The sequence below is a fragment of the Rhodopirellula sp. P2 genome (genome assembly GCF_028768465.1).
GTDB lineage: Bacteria > Planctomycetota > Planctomycetia > Pirellulales > Pirellulaceae > Rhodopirellula.
Genome location: NZ_CP118225.1, coordinates 3,361,833 through 3,378,805, shown reverse-complemented (window position 1 = coordinate 3,378,805; position 16,973 = coordinate 3,361,833). Strand labels below are relative to the sequence as shown.

The following is a 16,973-nucleotide window of genomic DNA, read 5'->3' as shown; positions in this document are numbered from 1 at the left end:
ATCATGAGATTGACTGAGAGTGAATGAAAGCGGGATCAGTGGTTGAAAACGAACTCGCGGCCGTTCAGGACCGCCCAAAAAACGTCTTCCATGACCGCCTGAGGGTTCGCCCCTTCTTCAGCGAGCAGCGTCTTGACCGATTCGCGTTCCTCGGGCGATGGTTCACGACTGAGAGCTCGGCGATAAATGCGATCGAGGACCGCAATGGGCTCCAGCTTCTCATCGTTCATCCAACGTTTGATCAATCCCCCCCCCACAATTTTGTTGTGCACGGAACTGCCGTTGAGCAGGTGCAATGCCTGCGACAACGATGGATCGGTCGTGGCTTCGCAATCACACACGGTTGCTCGAGCCGAACGGCCAAAGGTCGTCAAGAAGTAGTTCGACGTGGCACCATCGGAGATTTGCACCGCGCGACTTCCCAGTGGCAAACCGCTGAACTTCTCAGGGCTTTCGGTCACCTGACAGATGCAATCCAACAGGCTTTCCGCGGGCACACGGCGAATCGTTGCGTGGGCGTAGTTTCGCGAATCGTGACCGTTGGACTCGTTCGTTTTTGTACTGCGTCCATAAGCGCGGCTGGTGCAAATGTCCCGCACCAGTTTGCGAAAATCGTAGTTGTACTCGACCAATTTCTCACCCAACTCGTCGAACAACTCAGGGTTGCTGGGCGGGTTGCTAACGCGAATGTCATCGACCGGATCCACCAAGCCTGATCCCATGAAGTGGGCCCACACTCGGTTGGCAATGCTGGTCGAGAAGAACGGGTTGTCGCCAGCGACCAACCAATCGGCCAAGACTTCGCGACGGTCTTTCCCCTTCGTTTCCGGCGCGTCGCCGCCCAGGAATTTCGGAGCCACGTTTTGCTTTGTCACCGGATGCTTGGTTTCGCCGCTGAACTGGTTGAAAACGATCCGTTCACGGTAATCCTCGGCCTGCTTTCGCCCCACTTGGCTAAAGAAAGCGGTGAACCCGTAGTAATCGTCCATGGTCCAACGATCGAACGGATGGTTGTGACACTGGGCACACTGAGTGCGAATCCCCATGAAGACCTGAGCCACATTTTCGGCAGTCTTCAGTGTGTCGCGTTCGATCTCGTAAAAGTTCGTCGCAGGTTCCCCAAACGTTCCACCGGTGCTGGTGAGCAGATCGTGAACCATCTCATTGACTGGCACATTGCGAGCAAATTGATCGGTCAACCAACTCGCATACAGCATTGCTGATTTCTTGCTGACCTGGTTGGTGCTCTTGATCATCAGCAACTGAGCAAATTTCATCGCCCAAATTTCGCTGAACTCTTTTCGTTCCAACAGGCGATCAATCAACGCCTCCCGTTTGTCCGGAGCCACATCGTTGACAAACAAGTTCAGTTCTTCTTCGGTCGGCAACAAGCCGGTGATATCGATCGTTGCACGTCGAATGAATTCCGCGTCCGTGCATTGACCACTCGGCACCAACCGCAATTGCTGCAGCTTTTTGTCGACTAACTCATCCACGTAGCTGCTTGGCTGAGGTTCCGGCACCGTGTATTGCAAATCAGTTGGCAGAGTCAGGATCTGCGACCCGACAGTGTGCGTGTCGAAACGAGCCATCACAAAGGCTTCGCCCCTGGCACCAGCGGTCGCCAAACCGTTCTGGTCCATCGCAGCCACCGAGGCATCGTTGGTTGAAAAAGTTGCCAACCGACTCAGATCACGAGTGTTGCCGTCGGCGTAAGTGGCAACTGCGACGAAACGCTGAGTCGCTCCCGTTCCTTCCAGAACCGCTTGTGGAGGATAAATCGAAACGGAGGTGACAGCGGGTGGCAACGCATCGGCGGGATCACTGGGTGCGCCCGCTTTCAACCAACGGTGAAGCGTCTCGTAATAGTCCGAGTCAACGTCGAACAACTTCCCGCCTGTGTGCGGGACCGAGCCGACTGACTTCTTCAACAGCAGACTTTCCGAAGGCACTGCCAAGTTGATTCGACGGACGCCAATCTCGCGTGTGATTCGTTGGTAGTCACCGTTGGGATCAAACCCAAACAGACTGAGGTTGAAACCGTCTTTCCCACGGGCAGCCCCGTGGCACGAACCGGTGTTGCAACCGGAACGTGTCAAAGTTGGCATCACGTCTTTGATGAAACTCACGGGCGACTGGGTGGCCGCTTGAGCAACCTTGACCTGGATGTCAACGCTGGTGCCGCTGAAACGTCCACTCAAGATGGTTTCGCCATCGGCAAGCGGACGCAGCAGATGCCCGTCGATCTTCGCGAGTTTGTCATCCCCCAACGTCCAACGCACTTTGTCGGTGATGTCTTCCGTCACTCCATCTTCGCGACGCATGACCGCGACGAAGGACTGAAAATCACCAGCCGTGGTCAACGAGATTTCAGGCGGATAGACCGCCAGATCAACCTTGGGCAATTCACCTGGCTTTGTCTTGATCGCTTCGGGAGAAGCGGCGGAGACCGAACTGACCGAGACCACCGCGATTGCAATCGCAGCCAGCCCCAATGAGTGAACAGTCAATCGATGGAAGGACCGGTTCATTTCGACTCCTTTTGCTGGCGTAGTTGCTCCAAGCGACTGAGCGGCTTGGCGGCAGGCTTCGGTTTGGGTTTCGCTTCGGGCTTCTTTTCAGCCGGCGGATCCTTTTTGACTGGCAAAGGTTTGTCGATCCGGATTTCGCCCGTGCCGTCCGTTTGCATCATCGTTTCGCCGTCGCGAGTGATCAGTGTTTGAACGACCATTGTCTTGTGTGTGCCCGGCTTTGCATCCGCGGCAATTTTCAGCAGAAACTGAACCGACTCCGATCCAAGCTCCACCTTCTTCTGTGGTTCGTCGCAAGTGACCCCGTTGGGGATCCCAACCAGGCGAACTTCGATGTCGCCCTCAATGTCCCGGCGTTTGGTCATTCCAATCGCAAGAACCGCTTCCGCTCCTTGCTCAGCAGCCGACTTGGGGAACGCGAAGTCGAACACGGGCTCTTCGACGTCCAGCATAATCGGCGCGGTCGACACCGTTGCGGTTCCACGATTGGTTCCGTAGCTGACCTGCATCACCATCGGCCAAGATCCGATGGCCGCACTCCCGTTGGCCGTGATTGGAATGATCACTTCGCTCTGGCCCTTCTCAATCCGCTTGCTGTTGTTCACACCAATCCCAGGCGGGTTGTAAAGCGTTCGGAACGAAACCGTTCCCTCAAAGCCTTCATCACGTTTGATTCGAACCAACAAATCCTTGCTGCCACGGCGAAGGATAGGAGTCTTCGGTTGCACCACCTCAACGCTGAATGGCATCGCTTCGCAAACCGCCAATGCAGCCTTTTCGGTTTCGTAGCCGAGCATCTCACGACGGTTTTGGCCCAACACGACTTTGTGGTGCTGTTGAAAATCGCCCTGGATCTCGCGATCCCCCAATTTGCCGACTCCTCCAACTTCAAAGAACGCCCCACCGAGCGCTGCCTCTTTCGTAGCGTGCAGCACGACGGGGATCTCCACACGACCGCCTGGCATTGGGAACGTTTGAGCGGTCACGCCCTCAGGCAACCCTTCGACGATCGCGTCAAACTGTTCGTTGAATTGATTTCGCTGTGCGGTCAACACCATCGCACTGTGTCCGCCGACCGGCACTGGCACAACCATCGCTTCATCACGTCGCAGCTCCTTCAGTGTCAGCCCCAACGAGGGCTCCCGACGACTGAGCTCAATGACGTAGTTGTGATTCGGACTGCCGCTACGCAAGTGGTCGTAGACCCGTACAAAGTGGTTCCCATCAACAGCCGCATCGAAGTCGACCGAGCCATCTGGGTTGGGACCGATGTCATCGCTGCCTTTGAGCGTTTTTCCGTCGGGACCAAAGACGTGAATGACGCCATCCAGCGGTGAGCGGAGCGTCTTGCGAGCGTGCAGTTGAACTCGCACGCGATCGCCTTTCTTGCACTCAAACGAAAACCAATCGTAGCCGTCGCCTTCATCGATCACACCACACAGCAACGCGGGGAACTGTCCCGGCGAGGCTTGCGATTGCCCTTCATTGGGTTCCGTCTCGGTCACGATCGGAGCATCACTGACTCGGATCCAGTTGGGCGACGGGGAGATTCCACGGTCGTCCTGATGAGTCACTGGCCATTTTTCAACCGGCTCACTGGGAAGTTGCACACTGGATTCCGTCACGGTGCCATCCACATCGATCAACTTCGCCTGCAGAACTTCTCCCTTGACTCCGCCCGACGGGATCACCGTCACAGGCCGAGGAAAGGACCCCACATGCAGTCGATAACCACAAACGTTGGCAGCTCCTAAGAAAGAACTTTCACGCACCACGATCGTGTAGTCGCCAGCTTCTTCGGGCGTGAACGAGCACAGACTGTCTTGCTGCAGCAGCGAGGAATCATCGCTGACAGCAACTTCAAAACGATCCGAATTCAAAATCGCGATCGCAGGATCGAAGATATTTCGGTTGTTGAGCTGTTGGACCAATCGAATGCCCTCGATTTCAACCGTCAGCTTTTGCCCCGCTTCCAAGTGAACCTTGAAACAATCCACATCCTCACGATCGATGTTGCCTTCGATCGTGCGGTCCATCTCGATCGCCTGAGTTTCTTCAAACGAATTGTTGGGCTCGACTTCGTTGACGATGGGCATCGTTCCCACGCCGATCAAACGCAAGTCCGTGATTCCTGACTTGGTGACCAAGCGGACTGGATAAAGTCCTGGAGCAAGCTTTTCATCCGCCTTCAACTTCACCGTCACCGACTTTTCATCGACCGGTTTGACTTCCAAAATTTCCAACCCCGGCAAATCCGTCAGGACCTCCGTCGCATCACCAAGAGCACTGCCGTGAAGCGTGATCGTTGACTCTTCGCCGCGAACGACGCCGAGCGGTCGGATATAAGAAATCTTGGGAAAGGCCGCCGAAACGGAACTGGCCGCCAGCGATGCACTCATGACCGCAACCATGCCCAGCAACAGCCTGTTCGCCGTTGGAAAAGCAGAGTTTGGAACCAGAGCAGCCAGAGGCCTTTTGGCTTGGCAAGCCGACCGGAGATGCGGTCGGTCTGCGCAAGCAGGGAGATTGTCGTGTGACATCACAACAAACCTTCGGTGGGAAAGAGGCGGGGCGGGATAGGTGGGATTGGACCGGCCGTGGCGAGAAGCCAGGCTTAGGTCAAGATCTTCTCGACGACGTTTCCGCCATCAACAATTTCAATGGGCCGATCGCCAGGTGCCATCAGCTCTTTGTCAGCCACAATGCCGAGCAAACGATACATGGTCGTTGCCAAGTCAGCGGGAGAGACGGGATCCAACTCAGGTTCGGAGGCGGTGGAATCCGATGCACCGTGAATCATTCCGCCCTGAACACCACCACCAGCCAGCATCACGCTGAAGACCTTTGGCCAGTGATCTCGCCCAGCATCCGCATTGATCTTTGGTGTGCGGCCAAATTCAGTGGTGACCATGACCAAGGTTTCCTCCAGCAAACCACGTTCGCTGAGATCGTCCAGCAAAACCGCCAAGCCTTGATCAAACGAAGGCATTTGGCTGCGGATACCAGCGGTGATCGATGCGTGCTGATCCCACGAACCGTAGGTCATGGTGACCAAACGTGATCCCGCTTCGATCAAGCGACGGCACATCAACATTCGCGAACCGGCCTGATTGCGACCGTAGCGATCGCGAGTCTTGTCGTCTTCTTTGGACAGATCAAACGCCGCTTTCGCTTCGGGTGTGTCGAGCAAGTCGTAGGCACGCTCGTAGAACGTGTTCATCGCCCCCACATTGTCAGCCGAGGTCCCCGATGTGAAACGCTGGTTGACCATTTCGAGAGCGCGTTTGCGACGCATGAACCGAGCTTCATCCACGCCACCAGCCAAGTTCAAATCACGAACTTGGAAATCACTCCGAGCAGGATCTGCCCCCAGTGCAAACCCGCCATAGGAACTGGGCAGGTAGCCGGTTCCCGCGTACTCGTTGGGAACGTTGGGCACGCAGATGTAGGCTGGCAAATTGTTGCGAGGCCCGTACTCGTGACTGACCACCGCACCAAAACTGGGGTAACTCAGGGCAGGGCTGGGTTTGTAACCCGTGAACATGTTGTGCGTGCCACGCTCGTGAGCCGCTTCACCGTGCGACATCGACCGAATGACACAGTATTTATCAGCTCGCTTGGCCAACTGCGGCATCGCGCTGCCGATGACTTCGCCTGTGTTGGTTTTGATCGTCCCCAAGTCACCGCGATATTCCATCGGGCTGTAGGGCTTGGGATCAAAGGATTCCTGCTGAGCCAAACCGCCCGGCAGGAAGATGTGAATGACGCTCTTCGCTTTCGGTTTCACGAAGTCGTACTGTTTGATCTCTGCTGATGCCTCTCGCATCAACAATTGAGGCAAACTCAGTCCAAGACCGCTGGCTGCTCCCGCAACCAAAAATCCTCGGCGATCAAACATGCCGGGCTGCGTCAGTGGGTTTCCGTGACAACGCATGTCTCTGATGCTCCTCAATTGAAGCGGGAAGTGGGGCCACCGCAACAATCGCCTGAACGGCGTGCCACGAAAAAAGCCCAAAAGGGTGGGACCAATCCTTGATCAGGGCGATCAAGTTCGGTGAAAGGTGGGATCCAACGTTTGTGGAGGTTTCTGTCGACTCTTCTTGTTTTGAGTTCGAAACTCCTCGCAACTCGAACGCTGACGAGTTGGAATCGTACCCTCAAAACATTCGCATCGTAACAAAAACACTCCTTGTGTCAATTATTACACAGCCCCCAGGGGGGAAGGGGCCGCTGGAGCCACCCCCTGAGCAAACCCACCGAATCATCCAATGGGGCCGTTTCCACGCACGATTTCCAGCAACTCGATGGCTGGTCGGTGATCGCAGCGGATCAAGGCGGTTCGCCCATAAACCACGTCTCCGACTTTGAGATCCAGGTATTCAGCCAAGCGTTCGCCCGCGGTGACCTTCCAAAGACGACACAACTGGACTTGCCGGAGCACGTTGTTCTCGATCAAAACCCTGCCGAGTGGAATCTCCCCGCTGGCAATCTGATGCCACACCGATCGTGACAATGCGGAGGGATCCAGACGAACAATTCCATGCTGCACCACCCGCTGAGTGTCTCGCGTGACCAAGGTGATCTCTCGCGTGTAGGCCACCGTCGCGTCCAACTCGTCCGGATCCGCTGGGTCGACCGCCTGAGCCACGTGACCGTCGCGAAAACGATTGCGGCGGCGATGCACCACGACCTCAACCGGTTCTCCGTGATAGTGCTCGACGGTCACCGTCATGTGGGACTGATGATTCAGCAACGTGTCGAATGGCTCGGGAATGTCGGTCGCCAATTCAAATTCCGCAAGCTCACCAAAATCGCCGTAGAACTCTTTCACCAACGACTTCAAATCAACTTGTTCGGCGGACTCACTCAACGTTTCGATATCCGAGGACGGTGAACCAGGAGGCATGAGCAACTTTCAAACGGAGTCCACGTGAGTGATGTTCAGTTCGTTCGACCAAGAACACACGGGAGCGAGGTTCAATCACGGAACAAGCTATCGAGCAACGACACCGATCTTCACGACCGCGGGCGAACTCGACGGCTGAGATTCCTCACCCGAGCCAGTTGCCTCCGGCCGTTCCAAGACGGTGTCGACCAGGAAATACAGCAAGCGGCGTAGATTTTCGTTTTCGATCTCGTCGGCAACCTGTTCGGCGCGGGCCTGATGCTTGTCGATCAACAACAAGCTCATCTCGAACACGTTGGCCTTCTCGTACAGCTCACGTGCCGTGCTCAATCGTTCACGATCCGACAAATCACAACCCGGTTCCGCCAGGCTGAGCAAGCGTTCTCTGTCGTCCGCCTCAAGGTGCTGAAGCGCCAATGCCCACAACAATGTCGGGCGTCCACCGATCACATCGGCCCCAGCCGTCAACTTGTTCGAATCGTCCCCCGCCCAGTCATTCAGATCGTTGATGATCTGAAATGCCACGCCCAGGTTGCGGCTGAATTTGTGAATCGGCTCGACCAGTGCCGACGCATCCCCCGCCATTCGCACGCCGCTGTAAAGCGCCGCTTCAAACGCGGGCGAAGTCTTGAGTGCATAAATTTTAAGCGCGTCCAACGGCGTCAGTCGGCGATCCTTGGCATCACGCCACAGCAATTCCGCACCCTGTCCCTCGGACAACCTCACATGGGCTGCAGCCAATGAATCCAGCAAATCAACCCGTGTTTCCGCGTCCACTTCATCGCCCATCACGTTGCGGCTGAGCAAACGATAACCGAGCCCGATCAAGTAATCGCCGACGTTGATCGCTGTGGCGGTTCCGAATCGCTGGTGCACCGCGGGCTGACCGTACCGGAAGGCGTCCCCGTCTTCGATGTCGTCGTGAACCAAACTGGCTTTGTGAAACGTCTCGATGCTCAAAGCCGCTCGCCGCACCGCATCCGGCACGCGATTGAGCACGTCTTCGCCGTCCGCCCCCGTGCCATCGCCACCCTTCATCGCGTCGTAAGCGGCCAAGGTGATGAACGGACGGGAATGCTTGCCACCGCGGACCAAGAAATCCAGGGCGATGGATTCCGTGGCGGCGATTGGGTCGACACCCTCCAGTTGCTCAGGCGTCACAGCGGGACGCGATCCGTTTTCAGACGGGGTCGTTTCCAACATGCGAGTGCCGGGCGAATAAGCGTTGGCTTCCAAACGGCTTTCACGTTGCCGCGGTGCCAGTCGTTCAAACAAAGTGTCTTCGAACAGCAATCCAGCTGCACGCATCAGGTGAACGTAGCTCTTTGTTTTCGCGGTCGCCGGTTTGTACGGTGTCCGAATCATCTGTTCCACCCAAGGCTCATCGACCTTGGTGTTGCGGCAATCGCTGGACAGCAATGGCACCGCCATGCAGGGAATTCCCGCCAGCAAAACTTTGTCGATGGCTTTTTCCAGCACATTCAAACAAGCCACGCCGACCACCGCGTCAACGTATCCGCCGACGATGATCTTCATCACCACCGGTGAACCTTCGGCCACCAACACGCGGTAACCCATGTCCTCGGCGACGGAGCGGAAATCCGCGATGCTGCAGGCACCACATTCTTTGCAATTCATGCCGAATTGGTCGTATTCGGCAGGACAACCTTCCGCGTGCTTCAAGCAGTGAGGCAGCAAAAACAACCGACGTTCCGGCGGAACCGATGCCAGAGCATCCGCCCAAAACTCGCTGCTGATCATCACCATCACCCACCCCAAATAGCTCTCAGGCAAATCAGCCTCTTCGAGCATTCGGCGAGAGATCTGTTCCATCTCATCCTTGGTCATCGGATGAGAACGATCCAGTTTGGCCGCGACTTGCGCGCATCGATCTCGCAGGCTCTCCCGCATGGCCAAGGTTTCAGGCACCTCCTTCAAATGGCTCGTCTTGCGACGTCGCCCCGAGGTGGCTCCCGGGACAGACACATCACTCGATGCGTTCTCACTTGGCGGGACAGATGCGGGAAGGGAGGGGGATCCGGTCGACAAGCCAATCACCTAAGTAGTTCGTCGCGTTGCATAACCCGGCCCAGTGCCGCAGTCGTGAAGACCAGCGGATAAAGCCGCTCGTAGTACCAAAGCTTGGCAAAATAAAACCCGATCGGCCAAGCCACCTGGTGACGCTCGTGCTGCACGGCGTCGATCAGCCAGCGGGTGCCCGAAAGTATAGCCGCTCGTAGCGAGGAACGCATCGACGCATCCCAAGGGCTTTCCCTGGGAATGTCGTTTGGTCCGGTCAGCCCGCTCTCATTGCCAAGAATTCGGGCCCACCAACTCACCAGAGCCTCCACCGCAAGCGCGGTTTCTTCCACCGAACTGATGGAACCCTCCGGCAACGCAAAAGTTTCGCGAACCGATGGGCCGCCCCCCCACCCCCCATCTCCGTTCTGATTCTCGATCAAATACGTCAGCCCGCGAAGAATCACATCGTGCCCCAGCTCTGGACTGGCGTCCACCAACACGCGTGAGGTCCCGTAAACCGGATTGTCCTCCTCCGCCCGGTCCTGATTCCCAAACCACAGCGGCAACCACGAACCATCGGGCTGCTGATTTTTTCGTAAGAATTTGAGCCCACGCCGGATCGCCGGCTCACGCTTCGCCGAATCGCGTTGGGGCAAACAAGCGATCGCTCGCAACGCATGGGCCGTCAAATCATTGCTGCTCCGGTCGAACGGCAACTTGCCCCAACCGCGGCAAAACGTCGGCCAGCCCCCATCCCGGTTCTGCAATCCCAACAACCAATCGACTCCGCGATCACATGCCTGGGACGCCGGCCACGGTTGCGAAAAATCGCCCCCCAGCAAGTCCGGTTTGGTGGTCGCCTGCATTCGCAACGAGATGATCGCACCGGGAGTGTCGTCGGCGTCCGGCACCGAACCCGTCAGATCGGTCCACCCCCAACCACCCGGGGCAGCTCCCGTGAACGGGTGCCGCTCCTGATACTGACAACCTCGTTGCCACTGAAGCAACTCGTCCGTCGACCAAGACCGATCGTCATCAGGATCCATCGCCAGCGCCGTCGTTGCCAGTGACGTCACCCAGTTGGCGAGGTTGGTATCAATCGGCCAACTCCCATCGGGCAACATCGAGTCTCGCAAAAATCGCAGCCCGTTTTGAGTCACTTCATGCGACGCACGTCCACTCGCCGAAAGCGACATCACCACAAACGCAGTCAACGGTGTGGCTTCGAGGTAACCGCCGCTGGAGGGCTGCATCGAACGCAGCACCTTCATCGATGGCTCAATCGCGGCTCGCCGAACCAGCGACCACGGCGGCAAACAACCGCCGCCTTCGAGGAACTTGACCTGCCCAATCGCAACCAGCGCCGGAACGGCGTAGCTGACCACGGGCATCCCCACGAATCGATACAACGATTGTGGGACAACCGCCGCCTCAAACGGCAACGCGGAAACCCGCTTCCAAGGCACCAAGCCCGCAATGGCCATGTTGGTCAAAATCGGCACGACAAACGTTTTGTCTTTGCCATAGCGTTCGCGCAGCCCGTCGAGTTCACCGGCCGCCTCAATCCAGCGTTTCAATCGAGCCACCGCACCGGCGTCCGTCGCTTCACCAATGACTTGGTCCGACAACGCCCAGGCCGCCAACACCAAGTAACTTGTCGCGATGTTGCTGTAACTGCGGTCGGTGTCGCCAAAGCCACCATCGTCGTTCTGCTGCGCTGCCAGCCAACTTCGTCCGCTTTGAATCTGCCTCAGCAAGGCCGCCTGTTCCGCATCCGGCAGCTCGCCCGAGCGAACCGCCGCACTCATCGCGCTGACCGCTGTCGCGGTCGACAATGCCGAAGCTGACAACTCGCCCAACCACTGCCCCTTCTCCGTTCGCTGCGCCAGCAACTCGCCACGCAATCGATCCAAGGTCGAACGCAATTCGCGCCGGCACACCAGCTCATCAACAGGATTCTCAACGACAGACATCATCGCTCAAACAAGAAGAACTCAATCAAACCAACCACCATTCAAGCACACGCCGAGCAACCGCTGATACCCCCCTGCGTGCGTTGAAGTGAACAAAGTGGAACGCGTGCCAGAACGATCAGGAATCCTTCAGCGCATTGGCGATTCGCAACTTCTCACGGCACTGGTCGCGGTAAGCGTCAATGTTTCAACAGTCGATCAATGTACTCACCGCGTTTCCCATGATCTCGGGCGACTCGAACATTCGTTCTTGGTCCCCCAATTCCGAGTGCGCAGAAATCAATGTCCGATGGGCATCAGCTACTTCGCGATCTGGCGTTACCAACTTGATCGCCGCTTCGAGAGCTGACCTGGACTTTTGGAATTCGCCCGCCTCCCGGTGCCAAAAGGCAGCCGAGTAGGCCTCCCGAAAATTGCTGTCGCTGGGAATGGCGTCCTCAGTAGCCTGACTGGAACCACTCGTTTCCAACGTGGATCCTGATGAGGCCGCCTTGTCCTGCGCAGGGGCGAGTTCGTTCCATCCGAAAAACACGACGGCAACGCCAGCCGCCAAAACCAAGGTGCGTCGCAGCACCGTCCACCTTCGATTCATGGTGTTCTCTTCCGGTGGGTTGAGATGATGTTGCGGGTGGCTGCAGAGTGTGGTCTTAGCAAACCGCCCCCCTGCCAACGGCAACGGTTCATCTTTTCCAACGCGCAGCCTCGTCATAACCCGCAAAGCCTTTGCAGAGCGTTCTTTTTTACAGGATCGCGTTGCGTTTTCGCAGCATGCGCACCGTTTAGGTCGTAGGGTTGGGTGAGTCATTTCAGGCACTCTGTGCGGGTGCCCGACACACCGTCAAGGAAATCAGAATCATGCGACAAGCAGCGCCTCCCCAACGTCCCGAAGCGAATCGCCAGGAACAATTCGAGCAAATCAAACGCCGGATCCACGGCAAGCTCGTCGATAAATTGGATCTCTCGCGTGTTGGTGACCTCCAAGGCGACACGCTCAAACGTGAGATTCGCATGGTGGTGGAACACCTTTGCGATGCCGAAGACACGCTGCTGAACCGACAAGAGCGTGAGCGAATTGTCGACGAAGTGCTGGATGAAACCTTTGGACTGGGTCCCTTGGAATTGATCCTGAAGGACCCCAAGGTCAGCGACATTCTGATCAACGGTCCCAAGAACATTTATGTCGAAAAGAACGGCCAAATGCAGAAGACCGACGTGGAATTCCGCGACGGCAAACACCTTCTGCAAATCATCGACCGAATCGTCAGTAAAGTTGGCCGCCGCGTCGACGAAACCTGCCCGATGGTCGATGCACGACTGGATGACGGCTCGCGGGTCAACGCCATCATTCCGCCCCTGGCGCTCGACGGTGCTGCCGTTTCCATTCGTCGCTTCGGTAGCAACCCTCTGCGACTGGAAGACCTGCTCAACTACCGAGCCTTCACACCTGAGATGGTGATGTTGCTCGAAGGCTGCATCAAAGCACGCCTGAACATGATCATCGCCGGTGGTACGGGTTCCGGTAAAACGACACTCCTGAACACGCTTTCGTCGTTCATCGGTCACGAAGACCGAATCGTGACGATCGAAGATGCGGCGGAACTTCAATTGCAACAAGACCATGTTGTGCGACTCGAAACTCGACCGCCCAACATCGAAGGCAGTGGAGCGGTGACCGCAACGGACCTGGTCAAGAATGCTTTGCGGATGCGTCCTGAACGAATCATCATCGGCGAATGCCGGGGTGGTGAAACCTTGGACATGCTGCAAGCCATGAACACGGGTCACGACGGATCGCTCACCACGATTCACGCCAACACCCCCCGTGACGCGATCGCTCGTCTGGAAACGCTGGTCATGATGTCCGGATTTGATTTGCCGGTCAAAGCCATCCGCCAACAGGTCAGTGGAGCAGTCGACGTTTTGATCCAGGCCAACCGTTTGCAAGGCGGACCTCGTCGAGTCACCGCGATCACCGAAGTGGTCGGAATGGAACAAGACACGATCATCCTGCAAGACATCTACCGATTCAATCAAACTGGCATCAACGCGGAAGGCAAAGCCCACGGGCAATTTGTCTGCAGCGGTGTTCGCCCAAGCTTCATGGACAAACTCGAATCCGCCGGCGTGCGACTGCCCGCCAGTGCCTTCCGTGAACGAGTCATGATGGACGCCTGATTTCAGGTGAACAGCCAGTCGTGACGCCGATCCGATCCCGTCACGACTGCTGAAGCGACCTTGAAGTGCTCTTCGCAAACTTACGCTCGACTCTCCTCTTCAATCAACACTCCCATGTCATCCATCATCATCATCGTCGCCGCCGGGGTCTTTGTTGCCTCGATCATCGCGTTCGGTGCATCTGTCTTGATGCCTTCGGAAGAAACGACCGCGACGGAAGATCGCTTGACTCAATTGGCCCACGGGAAACGTGGAGCAGAATCTGAGAGCAACTCCCAGTCGTTCTTGCTGAACGACCTGGACGACACAACCGGCATCTTGAAGATCATCATGGACCGCATTCCCGCGGTCCATAAAATCCTTGAGCAAGCCGACATTGATCTGACAGTGACCAAGTTCACCATGATTTGTGGAGCTTGCTTTGCCTTGGGACTCGTGCTCTGCGTCGTCACTCCCGTCCCGATCCTGCTCGGCCCGATTGTCGGTGCCATGTTCGTTGGGGGACCTGTCTTCTACGTGATGTTCAAACGCAAACGACGCTTGAAGCGATTCGGGGAACAAATCCCGGAAGCCCTGGAGTTGCTTGGCCGTTCTCTTCGTGCGGGACACTCGCTCAACGCGGGATTTGGTCTGGTGGGCGAAGAAATGGAAGCTCCCTTGGCGACGGAATTCCGCCGTTGCTTCGAGGAACAAAAGTTCGGCATCCCGTTGGACGAATCGATCGAAGACATGGCGGAGCGAGTTCCCAACATGGACCTTCGGTTTTTCGCGACCGCAGTGATTCTGCAGCGACAAACCGGGGGTGACTTGAGCGAGATCCTCCACAAGATTGGGCACCTGGTCCGCGAACGCCTGCAAATCCTGGGAACTATCCAGGCCCTCACCGGGGAAGGTCGGATGAGCGGTGCTGTGCTGCTCGCTCTGCCACCGGTTTTGTTCCTGGTCATGCTGAAAATCAACGCCGAATACGTGTTGATGCTCTTTTCGGACGAACTCGGACGATACGCCCTGGGAATGGCCTTGGTCACTCAGGTGCTAGGAGCCTTGGCGATCAAGAAGATCATCACGATCAAAGTCTAGATCCCACCTCCGCTCGCTTGGCACTCTCCTTTCTTTCGCTCATTGCACTTCGCACAACTCAGTCCCATGTTCACACTCTCAATCGCTTCCGAACTCATCGGCTTCATCAGCCCGTTGACTCTGACCACCATCGCGATTTTTGCTTCGGTGACATCGTTCGCTTGGTTCGTTCTCAGCAAAGTGGGCGGGAACGACCAAGCACCTGCTGAATCACGCCTCGAGCGGATGAAGGATGCCAAACGCGGGGTCCGCGACATCCCCGCCGATGACAAACAACGGACCAAAAACGAAGCCCTGACCGAAGCACTGGAAAAAGCAGCGAACCCCATCGCCAGCTCCGTCTCCGGCAACGAAGCCGAGATGGGAAAACTGCGTGAGAAACTGGTCAACGCTGGCTTTCGTCGCGAAAGCGCGCCGGTCATTTTCAAACTGATTCAACTGGTCTGCACGGGCATCGGACTGATGCTTGGTGGTGTCACCGGAGCGGTTCTCGACGGACTGACTCAGGGAATGATCATCAAGCTGCTGCTCGGAATGATCTTTGGCTTCATGCTGCCCACACTGGTGTTGGGTTACCTCGCCGGCAAACGTCGCGAAAAGATTTTCCTGGGACTGCCCGATGCGCTGGACCTGATGGTGGTCTGCGTGGAAGCCGGCCTGGGGCTCGACCAAGCCCTTCGGAAAGTGGCGGAAGAAATGCAAAAGAGCCACAAAGCGATCGGCGAAGAATTCTCGATCTCCAACCAACAACTGCAACTCGGTCGCCCCCGCAGCGAAGTGCTTTCCGGATTGGGCTATCGCAGCGGAGTGGACGACCTGAAGCAATTGGCATCGATCCTGATCCAAGCGGACAAATTCGGTTCCAGTATCGCCCAAGCACTTCGTGTGCAGAGCGATTCCATGCGAACCAAACGACGCCAAATCGCAGAAGAGAAAGCAGCCAAGACAGCCGTGAAGATGATCTTCCCGTTGGTGCTGTTCATCTTCCCAGGCATCTTCGTGGTGCTGGTTGGGCCCGCTGCGATCAACATGTATCGCCAGATGCTTCAGTGAGCCCGAAAGGGCTCGGTGATCCAACCCAACACGCGAACTATTTCAGCAATCGTTCAACCGCTTCCAGCAATTTTTCGATCGCGAATGGCTTGCGAATGTACTCGCTGACGCCCAGCAATTCTGCGTACGCTTGATGCCGGCTGCCTTCGTTGCCCGTGATCATGATCACAGGAACCGGCAACTCGTTCTCACGCCGCATCTTTTCGAGCACCAAGAATCCACTTCGCTTGGGCATCATCATGTCCAAGATCATCAGCTGTGGTTGTTCGCATTCCGCCAACGCAAGTGCCTGGTTGCCATCTCGGGCAATCACCACTTGGTAGCCATTGGTTTCCAAAGCGTACGAAACCGCCTCGATGATTTCCGCATCGTCATCCACAACAAGGATTTTCGCGGTGGAGGTGGCACTAACTGACTGGGCAGGGGTGTTCATCAAGTGGCGATCAATTGGCGGAGAAATCGATCGGTGACAATCCCTCGCTGGGACGAACCGTCGAATTTTCCGCGGTGGACTCGGAACGTGGCTGGATGATGTTATCAAAACACCACTGGTCCATGTCACGCAGCGCCACCGCGTTCATGACATCATCGCCTCGGTACTGGCGAATTTCAACACGCGCTCGGATGGATTCCGCAGCCAGGATGCCACGCTTCAGTTGTTCGGGGCAATCATCGACGCCATTGATGGCTTGCTGCCACAAAATCGGCAGACGTCGCTCCCGAAGCCGATGGTACTCTCGCATCACCGATTGACTGGTGGGGAATTGCCCGCCCATCATCGCTACCCCGGCAAATCGCTCGGGTTCCATCAATGCGATTCGGCAGGCCATCGTGGCGCCACTGCCATAGCCCGCGATCAAAACTCGACTGGCATGAATCGACATTTCCGCCTGGGTGTGCTCGATCGCCTCGACCACGGATTCGCGAGCGGTGGCGATGGAAGACTTCCCTTCGGCCCAATCAAACCCCCAACCGCGGACATCGGTGGCCTGGTTCCCTCGGACCCCGACCCCGACGTAGTTCCGGACGCTGATGTGCGGGAGGACCTGTTCGACCTGCAATTCATTGTGGCCGCTGTGGTGCAGCCAAACCACCAACGGATACTCGTAGGACGGCGTGTAGTGCAGCGGCGAAACGATCGACAGGGGACGACGCCGCTGTTCAGACCTTGCCGCAGCAGGCTCGGGAGAGGGATACGAGCGCATTCGGCTTGCAAACGGGTCGCTCATCTTT

At 56.9% G+C, this 16,973-nt stretch carries 12 protein-coding genes; 3 read left to right on the top strand and 9 right to left on the bottom strand.

Translation table 11 applies throughout. From position 1 onward, the window contains the following. Nucleotides 1–35 precede the first annotated feature (35 nt). From PSR62_RS11945 to PSR62_RS11915, 7 genes are all read right to left on the bottom strand, one after another. Complete coding sequence (locus tag PSR62_RS11945; protein WP_274407955.1) at nt 36–2,531, bottom strand: DUF1549 domain-containing protein; 2,496 nt, start codon at nt 2,529–2,531, stop codon at nt 36–38. Next, a complete protein-coding gene (locus PSR62_RS11940) occupies nt 2,528–4,930 on the bottom strand; it encodes a PPC domain-containing protein (protein WP_274407954.1) in 2,403 nt (800 codons plus the stop codon). The genes PSR62_RS11945 and PSR62_RS11940 overlap by 4 nt, the downstream gene beginning before the upstream one ends. 215 nt (nt 4,931–5,145) lie before the next feature. Further along, nucleotides 5,146–6,465 (bottom strand): DUF1501 domain-containing protein, encoded by a 1,320-nt coding sequence (locus PSR62_RS11935; protein ID WP_274407953.1) that lies wholly within the window; start codon nt 6,463–6,465, stop codon nt 5,146–5,148. Nucleotides 6,466–6,792: 327 nt separating this feature from the next. Beyond that, nucleotides 6,793–7,437, bottom strand: a complete 645-nt coding sequence (locus PSR62_RS11930; protein ID WP_274407952.1) for a hypothetical protein — start codon at nt 7,435–7,437, stop codon at nt 6,793–6,795. Nucleotides 7,438–7,524: 87 nt separating this feature from the next. After that, nucleotides 7,525–9,495: a polyprenyl synthetase family protein gene (locus tag PSR62_RS11925; RefSeq protein WP_274407951.1), complete on the bottom strand. Its 1,971-nt coding sequence runs from the start codon at nt 9,493–9,495 to the stop codon at nt 7,525–7,527. Further along, on the bottom strand, nt 9,492–11,435 hold the full coding sequence (locus tag PSR62_RS11920; protein ID WP_274407950.1) for a prenyltransferase/squalene oxidase repeat-containing protein: 1,944 nt from the start codon (nt 11,433–11,435) through the stop codon (nt 9,492–9,494). Before PSR62_RS11920 ends, PSR62_RS11925 begins: the two co-directional genes overlap by 4 nt. A gap of 184 nt (nt 11,436–11,619) precedes the next feature. Further along, nucleotides 11,620–12,237, bottom strand: a complete 618-nt coding sequence (locus PSR62_RS11915; RefSeq protein ID WP_274407949.1) for a hypothetical protein — start codon at nt 12,235–12,237, stop codon at nt 11,620–11,622. A gap of 50 nt (nt 12,238–12,287) precedes the next feature. On the opposite strand from PSR62_RS11915, the gene PSR62_RS11910 reads away from it, so the two are divergent. The 3 genes from PSR62_RS11910 (at nt 12,288) to PSR62_RS11900 (ending at nt 15,740) form a co-directional block, all read left to right on the top strand. Continuing rightward, on the top strand, nt 12,288–13,607 hold the full coding sequence (locus PSR62_RS11910) for a CpaF family protein (protein WP_047815369.1): 1,320 nt from the start codon (nt 12,288–12,290) through the stop codon (nt 13,605–13,607). Between the two features lie 114 nt (nt 13,608–13,721). Continuing rightward, entirely contained in the window at nt 13,722–14,687 is a 966-nt protein-coding gene (locus tag PSR62_RS11905; protein WP_274407948.1) for a type II secretion system F family protein, read from the top strand. Between the two features lie 66 nt (nt 14,688–14,753). After that, nucleotides 14,754–15,740, top strand: a complete 987-nt coding sequence (locus tag PSR62_RS11900; protein ID WP_274407947.1) for a type II secretion system F family protein — start codon at nt 14,754–14,756, stop codon at nt 15,738–15,740. A gap of 37 nt (nt 15,741–15,777) precedes the next feature. Here the strand turns inward: PSR62_RS11900 and PSR62_RS11895 are convergent, their stop codons facing one another. Both PSR62_RS11895 and PSR62_RS11890 read right to left on the bottom strand, forming a co-directional pair. Further along, entirely contained in the window at nt 15,778–16,173 is a 396-nt protein-coding gene (locus PSR62_RS11895) for a response regulator transcription factor (RefSeq protein WP_274407946.1), read from the bottom strand. 10 nt (nt 16,174–16,183) lie between these two features. Next, the gene (locus PSR62_RS11890) at nt 16,184–16,945 is read right to left on the bottom strand and encodes an alpha/beta hydrolase (RefSeq protein WP_274407945.1); all 762 of its coding nucleotides are present in this window, start codon (nt 16,943–16,945) and stop codon (nt 16,184–16,186) included. Nucleotides 16,946–16,973 lie beyond the last annotated feature (28 nt).

Bases quoted from the DNA above. Each gene is read 5' to 3' on its own strand.
- PSR62_RS11945 (WP_274407955.1), bottom strand. From the start codon at position 2,531: ATGAACCGGTCCTTCCATCGATTGACTGTTCACTCATTGGGGCTGGCT.
- PSR62_RS11940 (WP_274407954.1), bottom strand. From the start codon at position 4,930: ATGAGTGCATCGCTGGCGGCCAGTTCCGTTTCGGCGGCCTTTCCCAAG.
- PSR62_RS11935 (WP_274407953.1), bottom strand. From the start codon at position 6,465: ATGCGTTGTCACGGAAACCCACTGACGCAGCCCGGCATGTTTGATCGC.
- PSR62_RS11930 (WP_274407952.1), bottom strand. From the start codon at position 7,437: ATGCCTCCTGGTTCACCGTCCTCGGATATCGAAACGTTGAGTGAGTCC.
- PSR62_RS11920 (WP_274407950.1), bottom strand. From the start codon at position 11,435: ATGATGTCTGTCGTTGAGAATCCTGTTGATGAGCTGGTGTGCCGGCGC.
- PSR62_RS11915 (WP_274407949.1), bottom strand. From the start codon at position 12,237: ATGACTCACCCAACCCTACGACCTAAACGGTGCGCATGCTGCGAAAAC.
- PSR62_RS11910 (WP_047815369.1), top strand. From the start codon at position 12,288: ATGCGACAAGCAGCGCCTCCCCAACGTCCCGAAGCGAATCGCCAGGAA.
- PSR62_RS11905 (WP_274407948.1), top strand. From the start codon at position 13,722: ATGTCATCCATCATCATCATCGTCGCCGCCGGGGTCTTTGTTGCCTCG.
- PSR62_RS11900 (WP_274407947.1), top strand. From the start codon at position 14,754: ATGTTCACACTCTCAATCGCTTCCGAACTCATCGGCTTCATCAGCCCG.
- PSR62_RS11895 (WP_274407946.1), bottom strand. From the start codon at position 16,173: ATGAACACCCCTGCCCAGTCAGTTAGTGCCACCTCCACCGCGAAAATC.
- PSR62_RS11890 (WP_274407945.1), bottom strand. From the start codon at position 16,945: ATGCGCTCGTATCCCTCTCCCGAGCCTGCTGCGGCAAGGTCTGAACAG.